Source organism: Streptomyces sp. NPDC008317, from assembly GCF_042955955.1.
Classification (GTDB): domain Bacteria; phylum Actinomycetota; class Actinomycetes; order Streptomycetales; family Streptomycetaceae; genus Actinacidiphila.
This window is the reverse complement of sequence record NZ_JBIBFQ010000006.1, coordinates 435,214-455,346: the sequence shown is the minus strand read 5'-3', so window position 1 is coordinate 455,346 and position 20,133 is coordinate 435,214. Positions and strand designations below refer to the sequence as shown.

The window sequence follows — 20,133 nt, the reverse complement described above, 5'->3', positions numbered from 1 at the left end:
GGTGCGGTACCGGGCCGCCGTAGCCGTTACGTAGACGCGCCGTAGCTGTCACAGTTGCGTTGCCCGCGAAGGAACCCACAGACAGGGTTTCGCGTCCTACTGGGCGCCACTCACTCGCTCGTACTGGACCCTGGTGAAGCATGTCCGCTGACCGTGCCTGTGCCCCGCGTTCGCGCCGCTGGCGGCTGCGACCCTCCGCCGTCCCGGGGATCATCGGCAGCGCCGCCGCGGTCATCGGGCTGCTGGACGTGGTCTCCGCGGTCTTCCCGGCCTTCCGCAACGGCCGGATGCACCACATGGCCGCGGTCTTCCCCGGCACCGTCAGCTCGCTCGCCGCCGCCACCGCGGTCGTCACCGGCGTCCTGCTGCTGATGCTCGCGCACGCGCTTAAGCGCGGGAAGGTCCGCGCCTGGTGGGCGGCCGTCGTGCTGCTGCCGGTCGGCGCGGCCACCCAGCTCGTCTACCGGCACTCGATCTTCGGGGCCCTGGTCTCGCTCGGCCTGCTGTGGGTGCTGATCTCCTACCGCGACGAGTTCACCGCGCTGTCCGACCCGCGCACCCGCTGGCGGGCCCTGCTGAACTTCGTCGGCCTCAGCACCGTCGCCTTCTCCCTCGGCCTGGTCATCACCAGCGCCCACCCGTCCTCCGAGCGCGGCAACCCCGGCTTCCTCGACCGCTGCGAGCACGTCCTGCTCGGCCTGTTCGGCTTCGAGGGACCCGTCACGTACACCAGCGACCGGGTCAACGACCTGGTCGGCTACTCGCTGGGCGGCCTCGGCCTGCTCATCGCGATCTCCACCGCCTTCCTCGCGCTGCGCCCCGGACGCCCGGTCGCCGAGCTGAGCGAGGCCGACGAGGACCGGCTGCGCGCCCTGCTGGCCCGGCACGGCGCCCGCGACTCGCTCGGCCACTTCGCGCTGCGCCGCGACAAGTCCGTGGTCTTCTCGCCCAGCGGCAAGGCCGCCGTCTGCTACCGCGTGGTGTCCGGCGTCATGCTCGCCAGCGGCGACCCGATCGGCGACGTCGAGGCGTGGCCCGGCGCCATCGAGCAGTACATGGAGCTGGCCCGCGCGCACGCCTGGCTGCCCGCCGTCGTCGGGTGCAGCGAGACCGGCGGCGAGGTGTGGACCCGCGAGACCGGCCTGGACGCCCTGGAGCTGGGCGACGAGGCGATCGTCACCACCTCCGCCTTCACCCTCCAGGGCCGGGCCATGCGCAATGTCCGCCAGATGGTCAAGCGCATCGAGCGGTCCGGATACGTGTGCCGGGTACGCCGGGTGCGGGACCTCAGCGAGGACGAGAAGCACCGCGTACGGCTGGCCGCGGACGCCTGGCGCGGCACCGACACCGAGCGCGGCTTCTCCATGGCGCTCGGCCGCTTCGGCGAGGAGCTGGACGGGGACTGCGTGGTCGTCACCGCGCACAAGGACCGCGAGCCCGGCGCCCCGCACCCCGAACTGGGCGACCTGCGGGCCGTGCTGCACTTCGTGCCCTGGGGCGCGGACGGCATGTCCCTGGAGCTGATGCGCCGCGACCGGGCCGCCGACCCCGGCCTGAACGAACTGCTGATCGTCGCCGCGCTCCAGGAGGCGCCCGCCCTCGGCATTGCCCGCGTGTCGCTGAACTTCGCGATGTTCCGCTCCGCGCTGGCCCGCGGCGAGCGGATCGGCGCGGGCCCGGTGCTGCGCGGCTGGCGCGGTCTGCTGGTGTTCCTGTCCCGCTGGTTCCAGATCGAGTCGCTGTACAAGTTCAACGCGAAGTTCCAGCCCGAGTGGGTGCCGCGCTTCCTGGTCTTCCCCAACTCCCGTGACCTGCCCAGGATCGGCTTCGCCATCATGCAGGCCGAGGGCTTCGTCACGCTGTCCCTTCCGCTGCCCGACGCCGTCCAGCGTTTCCTGCCCGGGCGCGCCACCCGCCCCCCGCACCGGCACAAGCCCGGCTACGCGACGTCGGTGGACGCGACCGAGCGGAGTGCGGTGGCGTAGGGCGTAGCCCCTACGCTGGGCGCATGAGTACGTTGCTGGGCCGCGTCAGGCCCGTCGGACTGCCGGAGTGGGACCGCTGCGCGGTCATGGGCGTGGTGAACGTCACGCCCGACTCGTTCTCCGACGGCGGGCGGTGGTTCGACCCGGAGCTGGCCGTCAAGCACGGCCTCGATCTCGTGGCGCAGGGCGCCGACATGGTGGACGTGGGCGGCGAGTCCACCCGGCCCGGCGCCAAGCGGGTCGACGAGGCGGAGGAGTTGCGCCGGGTCGTGCCGGTGGTGCGGGAGCTGGCCGCGGCCGGGGTGCTGGTCAGCGTCGACACGATGCGCGGCTCGGTCGCCGAGCAGGCGGTCGCCGCGGGCGCCCGGCTGGTCAACGACGTGAGCGGCGGCCTCGCCGACCCCGCGATGGTCCCCGCGGTCGCCGCCGCCGGGGTGCCGTTCGTCGTCATGCACTGGCGCGGCCAGAGCATCGACATGAACAACCGCGCCGTCTACACCGACGTGCTCGGCGAGGTCGTCACCGAACTGCGCGCGGGCCTGGACCGGGCGGTGGCCGGCGGCATCGACCCCGGCCTGGTGATCCTCGACCCGGGCCTGGGCTTCGCGAAGACCGCGGACCACGACCTGACGCTGCTGGCCCACCTGGGCGCGCTGCGCGAACTGGGCCGTCCGCTGTTGGTCGCCGCCTCCCGCAAGCGGTTCCTCGGCCGCATCCTGGCCGGTGACAACGGCGAACCGCCGCCCGCCAGGGAACGCGACGCGGCCACCGCGGCCGTCACCGCCATCGCCGCCCGCGAGGGCGCCTGGGCGGTCCGCGTCCACGAGGTGCACGCCAGCGCCGACGCCGTCCGCGTCGCCCGCGCCATCGAGATCGGGGGGGTCCGCGCATGACGCCGCGCACCGCGGAGGCCCGCGCCGTCGAGCGGGCCAACCAGGCGTTCTACGACGCCGTGGAGACCTCGGACCTGGACGCGCTGGAGTCGGTGGTCCTGGACGGGCCGCTGGCCGAGTCGGTGGCCGTCGTGCACCCCGGCTGGCCGGTGCTGCGCGGACGCCGCGAGGTCATGCGGTCGTACGCGCTGATCATGGCCAACACGGATTACATCCAGTTCTTCCTGACCGACGTGGAGGTCGCCGTTGACGGCGACAGCGCGGTGGTCACCTGCACCGAGAACATCCTGACCGGCGGCCCCGCCGAGGAGGACGGCTCCGCGGGCTCGCTCGTCGGCGGCCTGGTGGTGGCCACCAACGTCTTCCGACGCACCGCCGACGGCTGGCGGATGTGGGTCCACCACGGCTCGCCGGTGCTGGCGGAGGACGACGACGAGGACGACGAGGACGGCGAGGGCCCCGGCGGATCCGGCGGTCCCGGCGACGATCTGCTGGACGACGAGGGCTTCGACGGAACGGCGGGAGCGTGACCGGGGGCCGCCCGTGACCGGCTCTGTCGGTGACCGACGGTAGATTCGGAGCAGACGACGGGGCGGACCGCCCCGTCCGCCGCCGGCCGGGACACCCCGGACGGCGGCCGTCCGACCGACCGGCGGGAGAGAGTTCGTGGATCGTGTCACGCTGCGGGGCCTGAAGGCCCTGGGCCACCACGGTGTGTTCGAGCACGAGCGCGAGGACGGCCAGGTCTTCGTCGTGGACCTCGTGCTGGGCCTCGACACGGCCCCCGCGGCGGCCGATGACGACCTCACCAGAACCGTGCATTACGGTGTGGTCGCCGAAGAGGTCACGGCCGTCGTCTCCGGCGAACCGGTCGACCTCATCGAAACCCTCGCCCAGCGCATCGCCGACACGTGCCTGGCGCACGACGTCGTGCAAGAGGTCGAGGTGACCGTGCACAAACCGGACGCGCCGATCACCGTGCCCTTCGACGACGTGACCGTGACCATCACCCGGAGGCGCCCGTGAACTCCCCCCGTCGGGAGCACGCCCACAAGCCCGCGTTCGACCCGACCGTGCAGCCCGTACCGGCCTCCGTGGTCGCGCAGGTCGACGCGGCGGACTTCACCCTGAACAACCCCAAGACCGCGGTGATCGCCCTCGGCGGCAACCTCGGCAACCGGCTGGAGACCCTGCAGGGCGCGGTCGACGCGCTGGAGGACACCCCGGGCGTCCGGGTCAAGGCCGTCTCGCACGTGTACGAGACCGAGCCCTGGGGCGTCCCCGAGGGCTCCCAGGCCACGTACTTCAACGCGGTGGCGCTGGTGCGCACCACGCTGCCGCCCGAGTCGCTGCTGGAGCGCGCCCAGGCCATCGAGGAGGCGTTCCTGCGGGTGCGCACCGAGCGCTGGGGGCCGCGCACCATCGACGTCGACATCATCGCGTACCAGGACGTGGCCTCCGACGACCCGGCGCTGACACTTCCGCACCCGCGCGCCCACGAGCGTGCCTTCGTGCTCGTGCCGTGGTACGACGTGGACCCGGCGGCCGAACTGCCGGGGCACGGCCCGGTCGCGGAACTGATCGGGGCGGTCGGCTCCGCGGGGGTGCGACGGCGCACGGACGTGGAACTCCGGCTGCCCGAATAATCGTTGGGACCTGCGTACCGCGCATCCGCCACGGGCGGGCGCGGGCGGACGAGCGCACACAGGCGCGCGGACGGCGCACTGCACAGAAAGTGGAGGCGGGCACTCGGTGAGGACGCTGCGGATCAGGACGCTGGCGGGGCTCTTCGCGGTGGCGGGCGTGCTCTCATGGGCTGCCGCGCGGCTGTGGGACCACGTCGGGACGCTGCCGGGCGTGCCGGTCGCCGCGCCGATCGTGCTCGCGCTGATCGCCGTCGCGCTCCTGGCCACCGCGCTGTCGCTGCGCGCCCGGCTCAAGGCGCAGCGCGAACGGCACCCGGGCGCCAAGGGCGTCGACCCGCTGGCCGCCGCCCGCGCGGTCGTCTTCGGCCAGGCCAGCGCCCTGGTCGCGGCCCTCGTCGTCGGCATGTACGCGGGCACCGGGCTCTACCTGGTGATGTACGACCTCGACATGGACCCGCGCCGCCAGCAGGCCATCTACGCGGGCCTGGCCGTCGTCGCCGGGATCGCGGTGATCGCCGCCGCGATCTTCCTTGAGCGGGTCTGCCGCCTCCCCGAGGACGACGACACGGTGCCGCACGGCACGACCCCGCACCGCCGCTGACCCGCGCCCGAGGTGCCCGTGTCCCGGCCGCACCTCCCGCCCCCGGGTACGTATCCCGCATCCTGAGACGTATCCGACACCCGTGGTCCCCGCCGTTGCGGGGCCGACGCCACCACTCGGACGTCCGGCTTGACCGGTGGGCGGGTGGCGTGGTTCAGTCCGCTACGTGAGCGAACCCGGATGGCATCTGCACCGGAAGGTCCACCTGGACCTCGTCCGGTACGCGGGCTGCATCTGTACGACCGCGCGCTGACGCGCGCCTCCGACGTCCTTCGTTCATCTTTCGCGTCGTAGCCGCAGCCCCGGCCTGATTTTCGTACGAACCCGGCACGCTTCATTCTCAAGGGATCTCTCGTACGCACGCCCCCGCTGCCCGCCGACGCGGCGTATCCCCGGGTGGTGTCCCTTGAATTCCGCTGCTCCCTCGTCCGAACCCGCCGCCGCTTCCGCCTCCGCCGTGTCCACTGTCTCCACCGCGCCCTCGACCGCTCCCGCCGCTCCCACCGCCGCCGATCTCCTCGACTTCGCCCGCAAGGTGGCCGCCGACCCCGCCGTCGTCGGCGATCTGCCGCTCGACCCCGAAGGCCGCACCTGGGTACGGCTGGAGGGCCCCGGCGGCGCGGAGGCGTGGCTGATCGGCTGGCCGCCCGGCGCCGAGACCGGCTGGCACGACCACGGCGGCTCGTACGGCGTCTTCGTCACCGCCGCCGGTGAGCTGACCGAGCAGTCGCTGTCCGTGCCGCTGCCCTCCGAGGGCTGGCGCTCCCTGGAACTGGCCGAGGGCCTGGACCGCAGGCGCGTGCTGCCGGAAGGCGTCGGCCGCGCCTTCGGCCGCAACCACGTCCACCAGGTCACCAACAGCTCCCCGTCCTCGCACGCCGTCTCGGTGCACGCCTACTACCCGCCGCTGCCGCTGATCCGCCGCTACAGCCGCAAGGGCAGCACGCTGCGCCTGGAGCTGGTCGAGCGCCCGGAGGAGTGGTGACCGCGCTCGACGCGCGCCTGGCGGCCGTACGGGCCCGGCTGGACCGGCTGGGCCCCGAGGCCGCCGCCCGCGCCGCGGAACACGACGGCGCCCTGCTGGTCGACATCCGCTACGGCGCGCTGCGCGACCGCGACGGCACGATCCCCGGCGCCGTCATCGTCGAGCGCAACGAACTCGAATGGCGGCTGGACCCCGAGGGCACCCACCGCCTCCCGCAGGCGACGGGCCCCGGCCTGACCGTCGTGGTGATCTGCAACGAGGGGTACGCGTCCTCGCTCGCCGCCGCCTCCCTCCAGGACCTCGGACTGCGCGCGGCCACCGACCTGGACGGCGGTTTCCAGGCGTGGCGCGCGGCGGGCCTGCCGGTCACCGCGCCGGACGGCACCCCGACGGTCCCCACCGCGCACATCGCGGCACAGGCCGAAGGCGCTTTCTGATCCGCTACTGATCCCGCTACCGATCGCGGTACTGATCCCGCTACCGATCGCGGCTCTGATCGCGGCTCTGATCCCGTCGCGGGGAAGCTCAAGATCAAATTCCCGGAGTGCGTCGGGGAATACCCCAACAACCCCTTCCGCGAACCGGAGTTGACGTCGGACCCAGGTCGCCGAACCTGGGTATCGGCGCCGCCGTAATCGCCCCCGTTGGGCCCGGCACCGGACCCCGCGCCGGGCCCAACGGGGGCGGCCCCGGGGCCCGGTGGGGCGGCGCGGGCGGGCCTCGGCGCCGCCGCGGCGGCACATGAGGACGGCATTGGCCGACGGCACATGGGGGGACACATCGTGCAGCGCCGAATGCCCTCCGTATTCGCCGGACGAATCGCCGTGAGAATCCGCCCAGATATTCGGGACCCGCCTCCCCACGATCCCTTCACACACGCTAAATTTCTGGCCATGCCCCGTGGACGTCACCGCCATTCGCAGCCGCTGCACCGGATGCTGCCGCCGCTGACCGTCGTCGGCAGCGCCGCGGTCCTCGCCGCCGCCGCCCTGTTCTCCGGCGATACGGGCGTGATCCGGGTGCTCACCGTCGCCACCGCGCTGACCGCGTGCGCGGGCGCCGCCCTCGCCCGCACCTGGGACCGCTCCGCCGGCCGTACGGTCGCCGAACTCGAAGCGGCGCGCGTCCGCGAGGAGTGGCGGACCGACGAGCGGGCCGCCGAGTTGGAGACGGACCTGGAGGAGTCCCGCGAGATACGCGGGCGCCTGGAGAAGAAACTCCGGGCCAAGCGCGGGGAATTGGCCAGGCTCCGCACCGAGCACGCCGACCTGCTCCGCCGGTACGCCACCGCCGAGAGCGAGCGCGCCCAGGTGCTGGAGAGCCGCCGTCAGCTCCAACTGGACTCCGCCCCGCGGCAGCTCGCCCTCACCGGCGGTGCCTCGCCGGTCGGCCCCGCCGCCTTCCTCAAGGCCGATCAGGCGCTGCGGGACCTCGGCCGCAACGCCGCCCGCCAGCAGGCCAGGCGCACCGTCGAGGACGCCCGCCGCCGCGACACCGCGGGCCCCGAGGACGAGCCGCAGGGCCGCCACGCGGCGGAGGCCGAGAGCCACACCCGGACCGCCGCGCCCGCCACGTCACCGGCCGGACTGCCGGTCCGCGAACACCGCCTCGTCCCGGCCGTCGCCGCCGCCGTCCTGCCCTACGCGCAGCCCCAGCGCTCGCCGGGCGCCCCCGGCGGCAACGGCAGCCGGGCCATCGGCGGCTTCGACTTCTTCGGCACGCAGAAGCCCGCGGGCGGTGCGGACCCGGAGGACGTCTCCGGGGTGGACGCGCTGGACGACGTGGCCGACCTGGACGACGTCGTGGGGGACGAGGCCGTCGCGGAACACGCCCAGGCCGTCGCGGAGTCGGGCCCCGAGGTCATCGACCTCACGGCCCACGACGAGACCGAACAGCTCGACATGTCGGAACTGCGCGCCCAGGCCTGACGGCGCGGGGGATTCACGCCAGCGGGCGCACGTCCAGCGCGGCCAGCCGCCCCGGCTCGGTGACGATGTCGACGGCCGTGATCCGCCCGTCCGCCGCCGAGACCGCGAAGGTCAGGACCCGCGCGTCCGCGGTGTCCAGGTCCACCGCCGCCGCCAGGAGCCCGTCGACCAGCACCAGCCGCGCCGTGGAGGCCATCGCGGCGTAACTGACCGCGCCGCGCGCGACGTTGGCCGCGCCCCGGCGGGTGGAGGTGACGCCGGGCCGCCCGGGGACGTCGGAGCGGACGGTGACCTCGGGGTCCAGGACCGCCAGGAGCGCGTCGAAGTCCCCGTCGCGCGCCGCGGCGAGGAACGCCTCGACGGCCGCGCGCCGCAGCGCCGGGTCGGGGTCGGAGACCTCGGTGCCGCCCTGGACGCGGCGCCGGGCGCGGCTGGCGAGCTGGCGGGCGGCGGCGGGGGTGCGCTCCACGATGGGCGCGATGTCGTCGAAGGGCACGGCGAACATGTCGTGCAGCACGAAGGCGAGCCGTTCGGCCGGGTCCAGGGTCTCCAGGACGACGAGCAGGGCGAGCCCCACCGAGTCGGCCAGCAGGGCCTGCTGCTCGGGCCCCGGCGCGGGCAGCGTCACCGCGCCCACGTACCCGTACTCGTATCCGTCCGGCGCGGTGATCGGCTCCTCGCGGCGGGTGCGGCGCGAGCGCAGCATGTCCAGGCAGACCCGGCCGACCACCGTGGTCAGCCAGCCGCCCAGGTTGCGGACCTCGGCGGCGTCGGTGCGGTTCAGCCGCAGCCACGCCTCCTGGACGGCGTCGTCCGCCTCGTCGGCCGAGCCGAGCATCCGGTAGGCCACGGCCCGCAGATGGGCGCGGTTCGCCTCGAACCGCGCCGCCAGCAGCTCTCTGTCGTCCTTGCCGTCGTGCCTGCCGTCTTCCAGGCCGTCGTGCCCACCGTCGTCCAAGCCGTCGTCCATGGGTGCGTCCATCGGTCGGTCCTCCGTCACATGTCGTCACTCTCCTGACGGACCAGTGACCCCGAATGTGACGCGCGGACCGCCCGGCGGCGCTACTTGTCGACGTCGCCGACCACGAAGAACATCGACCCGAGGATCGCGACCATGTCCGACACCAGCGTGCCCGGCAGCAGCACCGCCAGCGCCTGGATGTTGTTGTACGACGCGGAGCGCAGCTTCAGCCGGTACGGCGTCTTCTCGCCCTTCGACACCAGGTAGTAGCCGTTGATGCCGAGCGGATTCTCGGTCCACGCGTAGGTGTGCCCCTCGGGGGCCTTGAGCACCTTCGGCAGCCGCTGGTTGATCGGCCCCGGCGGCAGCTCCGCCAGCCGGTCCAGGCACGCGTCCGCGAGGTCCAGCGCGTTGTGCGTCTGCTCCAGCAGCACCTCGAAGCGCGCCAGGCAGTCGCCCTCGGTCCTGGTGACCACCCTCAGGGTGTCGCCCAGCTCCCCGTACGCCAGATACGGCTCGTCGCGCCGCAGGTCGAAGTCGACGCCGGAGCCGCGCGCGATCGGCCCGCTGACGCCGTACGCGTGCACGGCCTCGCGGGACAGGACGCCGACACCGCGGGTCCTGCCGCGGAAGATCTCGTTGCCGAGCACCAGGTCGTCGAAGCGGCCCATCCGCGACCGCACCCCGGCGACCGCCTGGCGCACCCGCCCCTGCCAGCCGTTGGGCAGGTCCTCCTTCAGGCCGCCGACCCGGTTGAACATGTAGTGCATCCGGCCGCCGGAGACCTCCTCCATCACGTGCTGGAGGTTCTCCCGCTCGGAGAAGGCGTAGAAGATCGGCGTGATCCCGCCCAGCTCCAGCGGGTACGAGCCCAGGAACATCAGGTGGTTCAGCACCCGGTTCAGCTCCGCGAGCAGCGTCCGCGTCCACACCGCGCGCTCCGGCACCTCCATGCCGAGCATCCGCTCGACCGACAGCACCACACCCAGCTCGTTCGCGAACGCCGACAGCCAGTCGTGCCGGTTCGCCAGCATCACGATCTGCCGGTAGTCCCGCGCCTCGAACAGCTTCTCCGCGCCCCGGTGCATGTATCCGACGATCGGCTCCGCGCTGCGGATCCGCTCCCCGTCCAGCACCAGCCGCAAGCGCAGCACCCCATGCGTGGACGGGTGCTGCGGCCCGATGTTCAGCACCATGTCGGTGCCCTCGGCCGCCCCGCCGACTCCGATCGTGGTCTCCGTCATGCCGCCATCCTCTCAGGCCCGCCTCCACACTTGGGTGGGCTCCCCGCACGACCACCCCGCGGGCGTAGTGAGCTCCTGTTCAGCTTTCAGACCGCGCGCTTCGGGAGCGGTCTCACCTCGCCGTCCTCGAACATCTCGCCCAACCCACGTGCGAAATTTTCCCAGGTCACAGCGGGACGAGGCTCCACCCAACTGAACGGAGACTCGTGTACGCCCACGGCCCAAGCGAAGTGGTAGAGGCCTGTCTCCTGCATGCGTTCGCACATGATGGCGGCCCGCTCCAGGTATCCGACGCCGTCGAATATCGGGTCCGTTTCCCCGGCTGCCACGTTCTGAGTACGACGCGGGGCCAGACTGTCGGGAGTCACTCCCATCACGAAGACATATGCCCGGCGCATCGTTGCCGGGAGTAGGCCCCTGATCTCGGCTTGGCGGAGGTCCTCCGCGACACCGAATACTTCGTCGGCGCGGTTGTTGAGGTTCTTGCCCTCACTGCCCTTCATGGACTTGTACTCCACCGCGAGCACAGGGTTTCCGTCCTGGAGAGCGAGAAGGTCCCAAGACTTAGTGGCTCGATAGAAGCCTGGCAGCGTGGCATCCCGGCCTGTGAGGAACTTCAACCCCCGCGCACCGGTGGCTGTGAGCTCCTCTCGGACGAGACGGTCCACCGCGTCAAGATGGCGGCCTCCTGTAACCGCTGAACGGCTGCCCTCCTGAGCCTTCCCTGCCGCGGTCGACTGTGTTGCTTGCTGAAAACGGACATCGATCCAATTCCGCAAGGCAAAATCGACCCGTTTGCGCGCACTGTGCCTCATGCGTTCTCCTGCTGGATGAGTCTGCCCGTCTCAGGGCCGAGATCTGGAAAGTCACCGGGGTCGCGTCACTCCGGAAGCGCTCTCATCCCGTATGCCTTCAGCGCGGCTGTGGACGCACGCACACGGTCTCGCTCCCGGAACGCGGCTTTGAGTTCTGTCAGCACGTCCTCAGGGATGCTCGCCAGCTCCGGTACTCGGACCCGCCTCAGGTACTGGGCCTGGAAGCGCATGGTCTTGCCCCGCATTTTTACGCAGTACGCCGAGACCTGGCGCTCTACCGCCTCACTCAGGAGAAGGCCCCCCAGCGCCTCCAGATCCCACTCCTCGGACACGAGGTAGTAAAGGTTGTGATGTGGATAGAACCCGGCCGGAGCCAGCACAGGATGGATGTACGCCTTCATGTCCTGCAGAAGGAGCATTGGCTGTTCGATAAGCCCCATAGAGACACGATCGATTGTGCGATACCAGTTGGGACCACTCCGACGTGCGATCGACCGCCCCAGCAACGTGGCAGCGTGGTTTGTCAGATACCGGCTCATGCGCGGCCAGCGGGCGATATCGACGAGCCCTTCCTCGTCCCATGGGTTGACCAAGTAGTGGCCGCTCCAGGCAAACGAACCCGATTTGGTGTCGGTGACCATGGACAACGGAAGCATGCGTTCCTTCTCTGCGACGTCCGGGTCCTTGGTCACGAAGACGGCGTCGGCACCGGTGGCCACGCCGATGCTGATCCGTGTACCAGTTCGCTCATCCTGCAATGGCGCGCAGTGCTCGGCGAGATACTCCAACCAGGCGAGGACGGCGGGCGAGCCCTCGGGCCAGGATTCGCTGGTCGAGTGCCAAGCCGGGATACGGCTGGCTGTGACGCCGACACCTCGCAGGCTCTCGCCGGTACCGTGTGCCCAGTCCGCGAACTCGGCGGCACCGTCAGCTCCGAAGGACTGCACGGCGTCGCCGAGGACGGCCGGTCCCTGGGCGCCGCGACGGAGCACGGCGATCGCCGGATAGGCGCTCACTTCATCGAGAAACACCTGTGTGTCATGCATGACGAGCGAAGCGTCCATGGCGAACGGACCGGAGACGATCTTCTCTCGCAGCCGTCTCCCGTACTGATTACGCATCCAACGGTCCGCGCAGATGAAACCCAACTTGCCACCTGGCTTGAGCAAGTCGAGACCTCGCTCGAAGAAGCCGATGTACACGTCGGCTCGCCCTCCCATCGTCGGGCAGGCGCTCCGGTATGCGGCCAGCAGTCGCGCGTCGAGGTCCTCGATCCGGATGTACGGCGGATTGCCTACGACGAGATCCGCTGTCTGCGCGTTGTGTTCCGCTAGGAGGAAGTCTCCCGACCGGACCCACCCGCTCGCCAACTCCCATGCGGACGCGGCGGGACAACCTGCCTTGACGAGGGCCTCGACTGCGGCTTCGCGGCAGTTGTGCACTTGATCGATCTGCAGGTCCCACCCCTGGAGGCACCCGGCGAGGTCTTGCCAGTCGAGATCCGGCGCATGCTTTTGCCGGGATTCCGTAAGTCGCTCCACCATGACGGCGAAGAACGCCCCGGAGCCGACTGCGGGTTCCACCGCGCACAGCCGGGTCAGGTCGTTCTCCACCTCATAACCGCACAGGTCCAGGATCAACTCGACTACCCAGCGTCGTGTGAACACCGCACCGAAATTGGCCGAAGGGGGTCTGACTGGGGTGAAGTCGGACGCTGAGAGACGCATGGAGGAAGACTAGTTGCACCGGCTGACAGCCGCCGGAACCTCGGTACCCCCGCGCCGGATGACACCGACCGGAGGCCAGCCGGGGACAGGTGGCCATGTTCCGAGTGCAGATCACGCTCCTAGATGAATGCACTGACCTTCGTGCGGAGGGCCGCGATTGCGGCTGGTGACCCCGTCGGGGTCACCAGCCAGGTGAAGTCGCCGAGGCCGCCGCGGGCGGTCAGTTCGGCGGCCTCGCCCGCGGCGGCGAGGCCGCGGACGTAGGCGGCCGGGTCGGCGGCGGCCAGGGCGAGCGGGGGGCGGGCGGCGGAGAGGCCGAGGGAGCGCAGGGCGGCGCGTTGGGGGAGCGCCGTGCCCGGCAGGGCGTCGAGGGCGACATGGGCGGTGAGGTCGCGGGAGCCGTCGGGGACGGGCTCCACCTGGCGGCCGTCGCGGTAGCCGGTGAGCGTGCCGTACGGGGGCCGCGCCGCGCGCGTGTGGGCGTAGTCGACGGCGACGGCCGCCCCGGCGTCCAGCGAGCCGACCGCCTCGGCCCAGGCGGCCTCGCGCGGCAGCCCGATCTCGGCGCGGGCACCGGGCTCCGGCGACGGCGGCCACCACCGCTCCAGCCACCGCGCGTCGGCGCCGCGCACCGGCTCGCCGAGGCGCTCCGCGCCGTCGGCCGGGCGGACCAGCACCTGGCGGGGCACGCCCGCCCCGTCCGTCTCGGCGACGTCGAGCGGCACATTGTCCAGCCACTCGTTGGCGAAGAGCAGGCCGCGCACACCGCGCGGCGGCCGGTCGCTCCAGGTGATCCGCGGGTCGAGGCCCGGCGGGCGCGGCGCGCGTTCGACGGCGTGGACGCGTACGCGGCCGGCGACCGGCGCGGGGAGCGCGGCCAGCACCCCGGAGCACAGCTCCGCGCGGCCCGCGCCCATGTCGGTGAAGGCCAGCTCGGCCGGATGCCCGAGGGCCGCGTCGACCCGGACCAGCAGCTCGGCGACGGCCCCCGCGAAGAGCGCGGAGGCGTGCACGGAGGTACGGAAATGCACCGCGGGCCGCTCCCGTACGAAGAAGCCCTCGGGGCCGTACAGGGCGCGGTCCATGGCCTCCCGCCAGGGCACCCACCGCTCCCGCCACTCGCTGTCCACGGGGTTAACGGTACGTGTCCGGTGAAGTGTGCCTGCTCACAGGGGAACCTTCCTGACCTGGAGATGCGTCGAAGGCTTGAGCGGGGTGTCTCTCGGGGCCGGTAGTGTTCCGGAGATACCACAGGCGCCGCGACGGCGTGTGCAGCGTGTGTGCAGTGCAGTGAGGGAGTGGACAGCGGATGACTGCCGGAAACGACGGCGCCCCTGAGAACGACGACCCGTTCGGTTATCTCTACCGGTCGGAGGGCGGCGAGCAGCAGCCCGAGCAGGCCCCGGTGCAGCAGCCGGGCATGCCGCGTACCTCGCACCACCAGATCCAGCGGGTCGGTGAGCGTCGTCCGCAGCCGCCGCAGACGCCCTCGGGCTACGGCTACCCGCAGCAGCAGTCGCCCGCCGGTTACGGCTATCCGCAGCAGACCCAGCAGCAGACGCAGGCGTACGGCCAGCAGCCCGGCCAGCAGCAGTACGGCGGCCAGCAAGGGCAGCAGGGCCAGCAGGGATATCCGGGTCAGCAGGGTTATCCCGGTCAGCAGCCTCCCGCGCAGCCCCCGCACACCCGTCGCGCGGGCGGCGGCGGCCAGCAGGGCGGCGGCGCGCCCAACCGCAAGGGCCTGCTGATCGCGGCGGTCGCCGTGGTCGCGGCCGTGGCCATCGGCATCGCCTTCGCGATGACCAACGGCTCGGGCGACGGCGACAAGAAGGCCAGCGACAAGCCGTCCAGCCCGGCGGTCACCTCGGCCGCGCCCACCGAGACGACGCCTTCGGCCTCCGCGGAACCGACCCCGTACGACTCGAAGAAGACCGACGCCTCGACGCTCGTCCTGACGGGCGGCGCGCAGACGAGCACCGAGCACCCGGGTGCGAGCGCGGCGGGCGGCACCTATGTCGACCACCTGACGCAGGTCGGCGCGACCGTGACGTGGACGGTGACGGTGCCGAAGGACGGCCCGTACACGCTCTTCACGTACTACGGGAACGCGGGCGACGACGCGACGCTCACCCTCGGGGTGAACGGCAAGGCGCGCAGCGGCCCCGTCAATCTGAAGAACTACGGCCACTACACGGACTGGGCGAAGGCGTGGAACAACCACACCTACTCCTGGATCGACCTCAAGGAGGGCTCCAACACCGTGACGCTGAGCTGCCAGCAGGGCAATCAGTGCGCGGTCAACCTGGACCAGTTCGAACTCAAGCAGGGCCAGGTCACCGAGTAGCCGCCGCCGGGGCCCGCCCTCACACCGCCGCGCCGGGCTCCGCGGGCACCACCGTCACCTGGGGCAGCAGCTCCGCGTAGACGGCCGCGTCGAATTCGCCCGCCGCGGGCGCCGCGACCGTGGCCGCCGACAGCGCGACGGCCCGCGCCAGCCGGCGCGGCCACGTCAGGCCCTCCGCGAGCCCGGACAGCAGCCCCGCCACCGCCGAGTCGCCCGCGCCCGTCGGATTGCCCGCCAGGCGCGCGGGCGGCAGCGCCTGCCAGCCGCCCTCCTCGGTCAGCGCCAGCATCCCGTCCTCGCCGAGCGAGGCGGCCACCGCGCGGGCGCCGCGCCGCCGGGCGTCACCGGCCGCGCGGGCGGGCTCGGAGAAGCCGGTCAGGCCGGTCAGCTCCACCGCGTTCGGCTTGATCAGGTCGGGGCGCGCGGCCAGCCCGCGGCGCAGCGGCTCCCCGCTGGTGTCCAGCAGCACGAACACCCCGGCGGCCCGCGCCTCGCGCACCAGCTCCGCGTACGCGCCCACCGGCAGCCCCGGCGGCAGGCTGCCGCACAGCGCCACGGCCGTCGCGCGGCCGTCGGCGAGCAGCGCGCGGTAGCGCTCCAGGAACCCGCCCCACTCGCGCGGGGTGACCGTGGGCCCCGGTTCGTTGAACATCGTCGTGTCGCCGGTCGTGTCGTCCACGACGCCCACCGTGCGGCGGGTGGTGCCCGCGATGGGCACCAGCGCGTCGGTCAGCAGCCCGTCGTCGTACTCGGCGGCCCGCTCGGCGAGCCGTTCGCGCAGCTCGGCGCCGACCGGGCCGCCGACGAAGCCGGTGACGACGGCGGGGCGGCCGAGCGCGGCCAGCACGCGGGCGACGTTGAGTCCCTTGCCGCCGGGGCGTTCCGCGGTGTGGGTGACCCGGTGGGTGGAGTGCGGTCGGAGCGACGGGACCCGGTAGGTCACATCGAGGGCGGCGTTCAGCGTGACGGTGATGATCACCTGACGATGATGACAAAAGTACGGCGGTCGGCCCAGTGCGCGCCGACCGCCGTTACGCAGCTTTTAGCGAGAATCCGCGAAAATCGGGTGAACTCACCGCCCGGGCGCCCCCGCACGCGCCTGCCGGACGCCCCCGAACTCACCGCCCGGACACCCCCGCACACGCCTGCCGGACGCCCCCGAACACACCTGCCGGGCGCACCCTCCGGCGACGGCTAGTCGGGCCGGACGACCCACTCGCCCTTGCGCATGACGCCCACCAGGTCGTACGCCGCGTCCAGCACCACCAGGTCCGCGTCCTTGCCGGGCTCCAGCGTGCCGATGCGGTCGTCCAGGCCGAGCAGCCGCGCCGGGTTGGTGGAGATGGCGCGTACGGCGTCGGTCAGCGACAGCCCGTCCAGCGTGACGGCCCGCTTGAAGGCGGTGTCCAGGGTGAGCGTCGACCCGGCGATCGAGCCGCCCTCGACCAGCCGCGCGACCCCGTCGAGCACCTCGACCTTCATCGGGCCCAGGTCGTAGTGGCCGTCGCCGAAACCGGCCGCGTCCATCGCGTCGGTGATGAAGGCGACCCGCCCGGCGCCCGCGCTCCCGAAGGCCAGCTCCAGGACGGCCGGGTGCAGATGCGTACCGTCGTTGATCAGCTCGACGGTCACCCGCTCGTCCTCCAGCAGCGCCGCGATCGGGCCGGGCGCGCGGTGCTGGAGCGGCGGCATCGCGTTGAACAGGTGGGTGGCCACGGTCGCGCCCGCGTCGATGGCCTCCAGCGTCTGCTCGTACGTGGCGTCGGTGTGGCCGATCGCCGCGATCACGCCGAGGTCGGCCAGCAGCCGTACGGAATCGATTCCGCCGGGCAGTTCGGCCGCCAGGGTGACCATCCGGACGGCCCCGCGGCCCGCCTCGACCAGCTTGCGCACATCGGCCGGGTCGGGGTCGCGCAGCAGCGCCTCGTCGTGCGCGCCCTTGCGGCACGGCGAGATGAACGGGCCCTCGTAGTGGATTCCGGCGAGGTCGCCCTGCTCCACCAGCTCGGACAGCAGCCCGGCCTGCTTGGCCAGGACGTCCAGCGCGTTGGTGACGGTCGAGGCGACCACCGTGGTCGTGCCGTGCGCGCGGTGGGTGCGCACACCGGTGAGGATGTCGTCGGCGGTGCCCGAGGTGAAGGACGCGCCGCCGCCGCCGTGGTTGTGGATGTCCACGAAGCCGGGCACGACGGTGTGGCCCGCGAGGTCCACGGTGGCCGTCGAGACGTGCTCGTCGGCCTCGTTCGCCGCGATCCGGGTGCCCTCGACGGTCAGCCGGCCGCCTTCCACCACACCTGACGGCAGGACCACACGGGCACCCGCCAGCACCGTGCGCTGCGTTGTCGTTACGGGGGCCATCAGGCGGTTACCTCCACGGAGAGTAGATCCCAGGCGAGCAGGCCGGCGCCCAGGCATCCAGCGGTGTCCCCCAGCGCGGCGGGGACGATGAGGGGGAGTTTCTGGAAGGTGATACGTGCCTCCACGGCCGCGCGCAGCGGCCCGAAGAGGGTGTCCCCGGCCTCCGCGAGCCCGCCGCCGATGATCAGCACGCGCGGGTCCAGAAGGGTGAGCCCGGTGACCAGGCCGTCGGCCAGCGCGCCGATCGCCTCGCCCCACACCGCGAGCGCCCGCGGGTCGCCGGTCTCGACGGCGCGCGCGCAGTCCGCGGCGTCCGCGTCCGGGTCGCCGCTCGCCTCGGCCCAGGCGCGCGAGACCGCGCCCGCCGAGGCCAGCGCCTCGAGACAGCCGCGCTGCCCGCAGCCGCACTCCGGGCCGCCGGGGCGGACCACGATGTGCCCGATCTCGCCCGCGTAGCCGTGCGCGCCCGCCTCGATCCGGCCCTCGATGCCGATGGCGCCCGCGATGCCGGTGCCCAGCGGGAGGAAGAGGAAGCGGTCGGCGCCGTTGCCCGCGCCGATCCGGCCCTCGGCGAGGCCGCCGGTGCGGACGTCGTGGCCGAGCGCGACCGGTACGCCGTCCAGCCGCTCGGACATCAACGCCCGCAGCGGGACGTCCTTCCAGCGGAGGTTCGCGGCGTAGACGGCGATCCCGTTGACGTCGTCGACGATGCCCGGCACCGCGACCCCGGCCGCGGCGGCGGGTTCGCCGTACTCGCGCACGCCGTGGTCGCGCAGTTCGGCCGCGAAGTCGAGGATCGCGGCGACCACGGCGTCGGGGCCGCGTTCTCTGCCGGTCGGACGGCGCGCCTGGTGCAGGAGCGTTCCGTCCGCGCCGACCAGCGCGGCCTTCATTCCGGTGCCGCCCACATCGAGAGCGATGACATGTCTCACGGGGACAGTGTCGCGGCTAACACCTAAAAAGGTCTAGTCCACTCGGCGAGGAAAGATCACGCGTCAGGCGGCGTTTGCGGAGCAACGGGACACTCGGGCGCGCCGCGACGGGACATCCGGGGGACACACGACGGACGCCCGCCGGACGTACGCCGGTTCCGTGCCGCTTTCCGTGCCGCTTTCCGGGCCGGTCCCGCGCAGGTCGCGTGCCGCTCGCGTGCCGGTCTCCCGCCGGTCCCGGAGCGTGCCCGTCGCCGGTCCGCGCGCGGACCCGTTGCGCAAGCGATACCACTCATGGTGTAGACCTTGGGCAAAGGTGTGGGGAAGACTCGACGCTTCCGTAGCGGTACGCGAGCAAGTGTGCAAGAAGGCGGTAGGAACGGTGCAGCGGCGACGACTTCACGGCTTGGCGGCGATCGGCATCACGTCGGCCCTGGCGATCACCACTCTTACGGCGTGCGGCAACAGTTCACCGCTGAACAGCGACGTCACCCTGCACTTCGTCGCCGCCGACTACGGCGACCCGAAGACGAACAACAGCTCCAAGACGTACTGGGACGACCTCGCGCGCTCCTTCGAGGCGCGCAACCCGCACATCAAGATCAACGTCGAGATCATCGACTGGGACCACGTGGACGACAAGGTCGCCCAGATGGTCAAGGCGAACAAGGCCCCCGACGTCGCGCAGATCGGCTCCTACGCGGCCTACGCCGCCGGCAAGCAGCTCTACAGCGCCGACGAGCTGTTCCCGATCAGCATGCAGTCGGACTTCATCCCCTCGATGGTCAACGCCGGTTCCGTGGACCGCACCCAGTACGGCATACCCTTCGTCTCCAGCTCGCGCATGTTCTTCTACAACAAGAAGCTCTTCAAGAGCGCGGGCATCAAGCACGCCCCCGAGACCTGGGACGAGCTCAAGGCCGACGCGGTCAAGCTCAAGGCCGACGGCGTGAAGGTGCCCTACGGACTGCCGCTGGCCCCCGAGGAGGCGCAGGCCGAGTCCCTGATGTGGATGCTCGGCGCGCAGGGCGGCTACACCGACACCGTCGGCAGCTACACCTTCGACTCCGCGCCCAACGTCGAGGCGTTCGCCTGGGTCAAGAAGAACCTCGTCCAGACCGGCCTGGTCGGCCCGACCGACCCCGCCAAGACCAACCGCCGCGACACCTTCGCCGCCTTCCTGGCCGGCAAGGCGGGCATGGTCATGGGCCACCCCACCCTGCTCACCCAGGCCAAGGCCGCCGGTATCGACGTCGGCGTCGTCCCGCTGCCCGGCCAGAGCGGCCCCAGCAGCGACACCCTCGGCGTCGCCGACTGGATGATGGCGTTCAAGCAGAACGGCAACCGGGACGCGGACGGCAAATTCCTCCAGTTCGTCTTCAACGAGCAGAATTCGCTGAAGTTCCTCAACCAGTACGGGCTGCTGCCGGTGACCATCACCGCGTCCCAGGCGATGCGGAAAAACCCGGCCAACAAGGACCTGGTCCAGTTCCTGAACCTGCTGCCCGACGCCGTGTTCTACCCCGTCAACAAGACCTCGTGGGGCCCGGTCAGCGACGAGGTCAAGAAGAACATCGGCCAGGCCGTGCACGGCGACCCGAAGACGGTCCTGTCCGACCTCCAGCGCTTCGCGCTCACGACGGACTCCGGCAAGTAGCGGCCCTCGGCGGTACGGTGACGGCCGTCGGGTACGCCGACGGCCCGACCGCACCGA

At 72.0% G+C, this 20,133-nt stretch carries 19 protein-coding genes; 11 read left to right on the top strand and 8 right to left on the bottom strand.

The annotated features are described in order from the left end of the window. Positions 1–140: 140 nt before the first annotated feature. From ACFY9V_RS22210 to ACFY9V_RS22170, 9 genes are all read left to right on the top strand, one after another. Positions 141–1,985 (top strand): phosphatidylglycerol lysyltransferase domain-containing protein, encoded by a 1,845-nt coding sequence (locus ACFY9V_RS22210; RefSeq protein WP_391162505.1) that lies wholly within the window; start codon positions 141–143, stop codon positions 1,983–1,985. A 23-nt stretch (positions 1,986–2,008) separates the two neighbouring features. Further along, the gene (gene folP, locus ACFY9V_RS22205) at positions 2,009–2,878 is read left to right on the top strand and encodes a dihydropteroate synthase (RefSeq protein WP_391162504.1); all 870 of its coding nucleotides are present in this window, start codon (positions 2,009–2,011) and stop codon (positions 2,876–2,878) included. Next, the gene (locus ACFY9V_RS22200; protein WP_355337292.1) at positions 2,875–3,408 is read left to right on the top strand and encodes a nuclear transport factor 2 family protein; all 534 of its coding nucleotides are present in this window, start codon (positions 2,875–2,877) and stop codon (positions 3,406–3,408) included. Before folP ends, ACFY9V_RS22200 begins: the two co-directional genes overlap by 4 nt. A 136-nt stretch (positions 3,409–3,544) precedes the next feature. Then, on the top strand, positions 3,545–3,904 hold the full coding sequence (gene folB, locus ACFY9V_RS22195; protein ID WP_355337295.1) for a dihydroneopterin aldolase: 360 nt from the start codon (positions 3,545–3,547) through the stop codon (positions 3,902–3,904). Further along, positions 3,901–4,524: a 2-amino-4-hydroxy-6-hydroxymethyldihydropteridine diphosphokinase gene (folK, locus tag ACFY9V_RS22190; protein ID WP_355337298.1), complete on the top strand. Its 624-nt coding sequence runs from the start codon at positions 3,901–3,903 to the stop codon at positions 4,522–4,524. The genes folB and folK overlap by 4 nt, the downstream gene beginning before the upstream one ends. Positions 4,525–4,630: 106 nt before the next feature. Then, a complete protein-coding gene (locus ACFY9V_RS22185; RefSeq protein ID WP_355337301.1) occupies positions 4,631–5,125 on the top strand; it encodes a DUF3180 domain-containing protein in 495 nt (164 codons plus the stop codon). A 457-nt stretch (positions 5,126–5,582) separates the two neighbouring features. Further along, the gene (locus tag ACFY9V_RS22180; RefSeq protein WP_355337304.1) at positions 5,583–6,110 is read left to right on the top strand and encodes a cysteine dioxygenase; all 528 of its coding nucleotides are present in this window, start codon (positions 5,583–5,585) and stop codon (positions 6,108–6,110) included. Beyond that, positions 6,107–6,547: a rhodanese-like domain-containing protein gene (locus tag ACFY9V_RS22175; protein WP_391043039.1), complete on the top strand. Its 441-nt coding sequence runs from the start codon at positions 6,107–6,109 to the stop codon at positions 6,545–6,547. Before ACFY9V_RS22180 ends, ACFY9V_RS22175 begins: the two co-directional genes overlap by 4 nt. Positions 6,548–7,003: 456 nt before the next feature. Next, entirely contained in the window at positions 7,004–8,038 is a 1,035-nt protein-coding gene (locus tag ACFY9V_RS22170) for a hypothetical protein (RefSeq protein ID WP_391043041.1), read from the top strand. Positions 8,039–8,051: 13 nt separating this feature from the next. Here ACFY9V_RS22170 and ACFY9V_RS22165 read toward each other — a convergent pair whose 3' ends face one another. The 5 genes from ACFY9V_RS22165 to ACFY9V_RS22145 all read right to left on the bottom strand — a co-directional run bounded on the left by ACFY9V_RS22165 (position 8,052) and on the right by ACFY9V_RS22145 (position 13,870). Next, positions 8,052–9,020, bottom strand: a complete 969-nt coding sequence (locus tag ACFY9V_RS22165; RefSeq protein WP_391162503.1) for a sigma-70 family RNA polymerase sigma factor — start codon at positions 9,018–9,020, stop codon at positions 8,052–8,054. Between the two features lie 80 nt (positions 9,021–9,100). Then, complete coding sequence (locus ACFY9V_RS22160; protein WP_355337313.1) at positions 9,101–10,243, bottom strand: NADH-quinone oxidoreductase subunit D; 1,143 nt, start codon at positions 10,241–10,243, stop codon at positions 9,101–9,103. Between the two features lie 86 nt (positions 10,244–10,329). Next, entirely contained in the window at positions 10,330–11,058 is a 729-nt protein-coding gene (locus ACFY9V_RS22155) for a PaeR7I family type II restriction endonuclease (RefSeq protein WP_391162502.1), read from the bottom strand. A 65-nt stretch (positions 11,059–11,123) separates the two neighbouring features. Beyond that, positions 11,124–12,785 carry an Eco57I restriction-modification methylase domain-containing protein gene (locus ACFY9V_RS22150; RefSeq protein ID WP_391162501.1) on the bottom strand — a complete coding sequence of 554 codons (1,662 nt, stop codon included), beginning with the start codon at positions 12,783–12,785 and terminating at the stop codon, positions 11,124–11,126. A gap of 119 nt (positions 12,786–12,904) precedes the next feature. Further along, on the bottom strand, positions 12,905–13,870 hold the full coding sequence (locus tag ACFY9V_RS22145) for an SAM-dependent methyltransferase (protein ID WP_391162573.1): 966 nt from the start codon (positions 13,868–13,870) through the stop codon (positions 12,905–12,907). A 224-nt stretch (positions 13,871–14,094) separates the two neighbouring features. Here ACFY9V_RS22145 and ACFY9V_RS22140 point away from each other — a divergent pair, with 224 nt between their 5' ends. Continuing rightward, positions 14,095–15,129: a carbohydrate-binding protein gene (locus ACFY9V_RS22140; protein ID WP_391162500.1), complete on the top strand. Its 1,035-nt coding sequence runs from the start codon at positions 14,095–14,097 to the stop codon at positions 15,127–15,129. A 19-nt stretch (positions 15,130–15,148) separates the two neighbouring features. Here the strand turns inward: ACFY9V_RS22140 and ACFY9V_RS22135 are convergent, their stop codons facing one another. From ACFY9V_RS22135 to ACFY9V_RS22125, 3 genes are all read right to left on the bottom strand, one after another. Continuing rightward, on the bottom strand, positions 15,149–16,108 hold the full coding sequence (locus ACFY9V_RS22135) for a 1-phosphofructokinase family hexose kinase (RefSeq protein WP_355337319.1): 960 nt from the start codon (positions 16,106–16,108) through the stop codon (positions 15,149–15,151). A 215-nt stretch (positions 16,109–16,323) separates the two neighbouring features. After that, positions 16,324–17,487, bottom strand: a complete 1,164-nt coding sequence (gene nagA, locus ACFY9V_RS22130; protein WP_391043049.1) for an N-acetylglucosamine-6-phosphate deacetylase — start codon at positions 17,485–17,487, stop codon at positions 16,324–16,326. Next, on the bottom strand, positions 17,487–18,419 hold the full coding sequence (locus ACFY9V_RS22125; RefSeq protein ID WP_355337325.1) for an ROK family protein: 933 nt from the start codon (positions 18,417–18,419) through the stop codon (positions 17,487–17,489). The genes nagA and ACFY9V_RS22125 overlap by 1 nt, the downstream gene beginning before the upstream one ends. Positions 18,420–18,825: 406 nt before the next feature. On the opposite strand from ACFY9V_RS22125, the gene ACFY9V_RS22120 reads away from it, so the two are divergent. Next, a complete protein-coding gene (locus tag ACFY9V_RS22120; protein WP_355337328.1) occupies positions 18,826–20,076 on the top strand; it encodes an extracellular solute-binding protein in 1,251 nt (416 codons plus the stop codon). Positions 20,077–20,133: the final 57 nt, after the last annotated feature.

What these genes read in the sequence shown, in the direction of transcription:
- ACFY9V_RS22210 (WP_391162505.1), top strand. Translation starts at nt 141, where the DNA reads ATGTCCGCTGACCGTGCCTGTGCCCCGCGTTCGCGCCGCTGGCGGCTG.
- folP (WP_391162504.1), top strand. Translation starts at nt 2,009, where the DNA reads ATGAGTACGTTGCTGGGCCGCGTCAGGCCCGTCGGACTGCCGGAGTGG.
- ACFY9V_RS22200 (WP_355337292.1), top strand. Translation starts at nt 2,875, where the DNA reads ATGACGCCGCGCACCGCGGAGGCCCGCGCCGTCGAGCGGGCCAACCAG.
- ACFY9V_RS22170 (WP_391043041.1), top strand. Translation starts at nt 7,004, where the DNA reads ATGCCCCGTGGACGTCACCGCCATTCGCAGCCGCTGCACCGGATGCTG.
- ACFY9V_RS22165 (WP_391162503.1), bottom strand. Translation starts at nt 9,020, where the DNA reads ATGGACGCACCCATGGACGACGGCTTGGACGACGGTGGGCACGACGGC.
- ACFY9V_RS22160 (WP_355337313.1), bottom strand. Translation starts at nt 10,243, where the DNA reads ATGACGGAGACCACGATCGGAGTCGGCGGGGCGGCCGAGGGCACCGAC.
- ACFY9V_RS22155 (WP_391162502.1), bottom strand. Translation starts at nt 11,058, where the DNA reads ATGAGGCACAGTGCGCGCAAACGGGTCGATTTTGCCTTGCGGAATTGG.
- ACFY9V_RS22150 (WP_391162501.1), bottom strand. Translation starts at nt 12,785, where the DNA reads ATGCGTCTCTCAGCGTCCGACTTCACCCCAGTCAGACCCCCTTCGGCC.
- ACFY9V_RS22145 (WP_391162573.1), bottom strand. Translation starts at nt 13,870, where the DNA reads ATGGACCGCGCCCTGTACGGCCCCGAGGGCTTCTTCGTACGGGAGCGG.
- ACFY9V_RS22140 (WP_391162500.1), top strand. Translation starts at nt 14,095, where the DNA reads ATGACTGCCGGAAACGACGGCGCCCCTGAGAACGACGACCCGTTCGGT.
- nagA (WP_391043049.1), bottom strand. Translation starts at nt 17,487, where the DNA reads ATGGCCCCCGTAACGACAACGCAGCGCACGGTGCTGGCGGGTGCCCGT.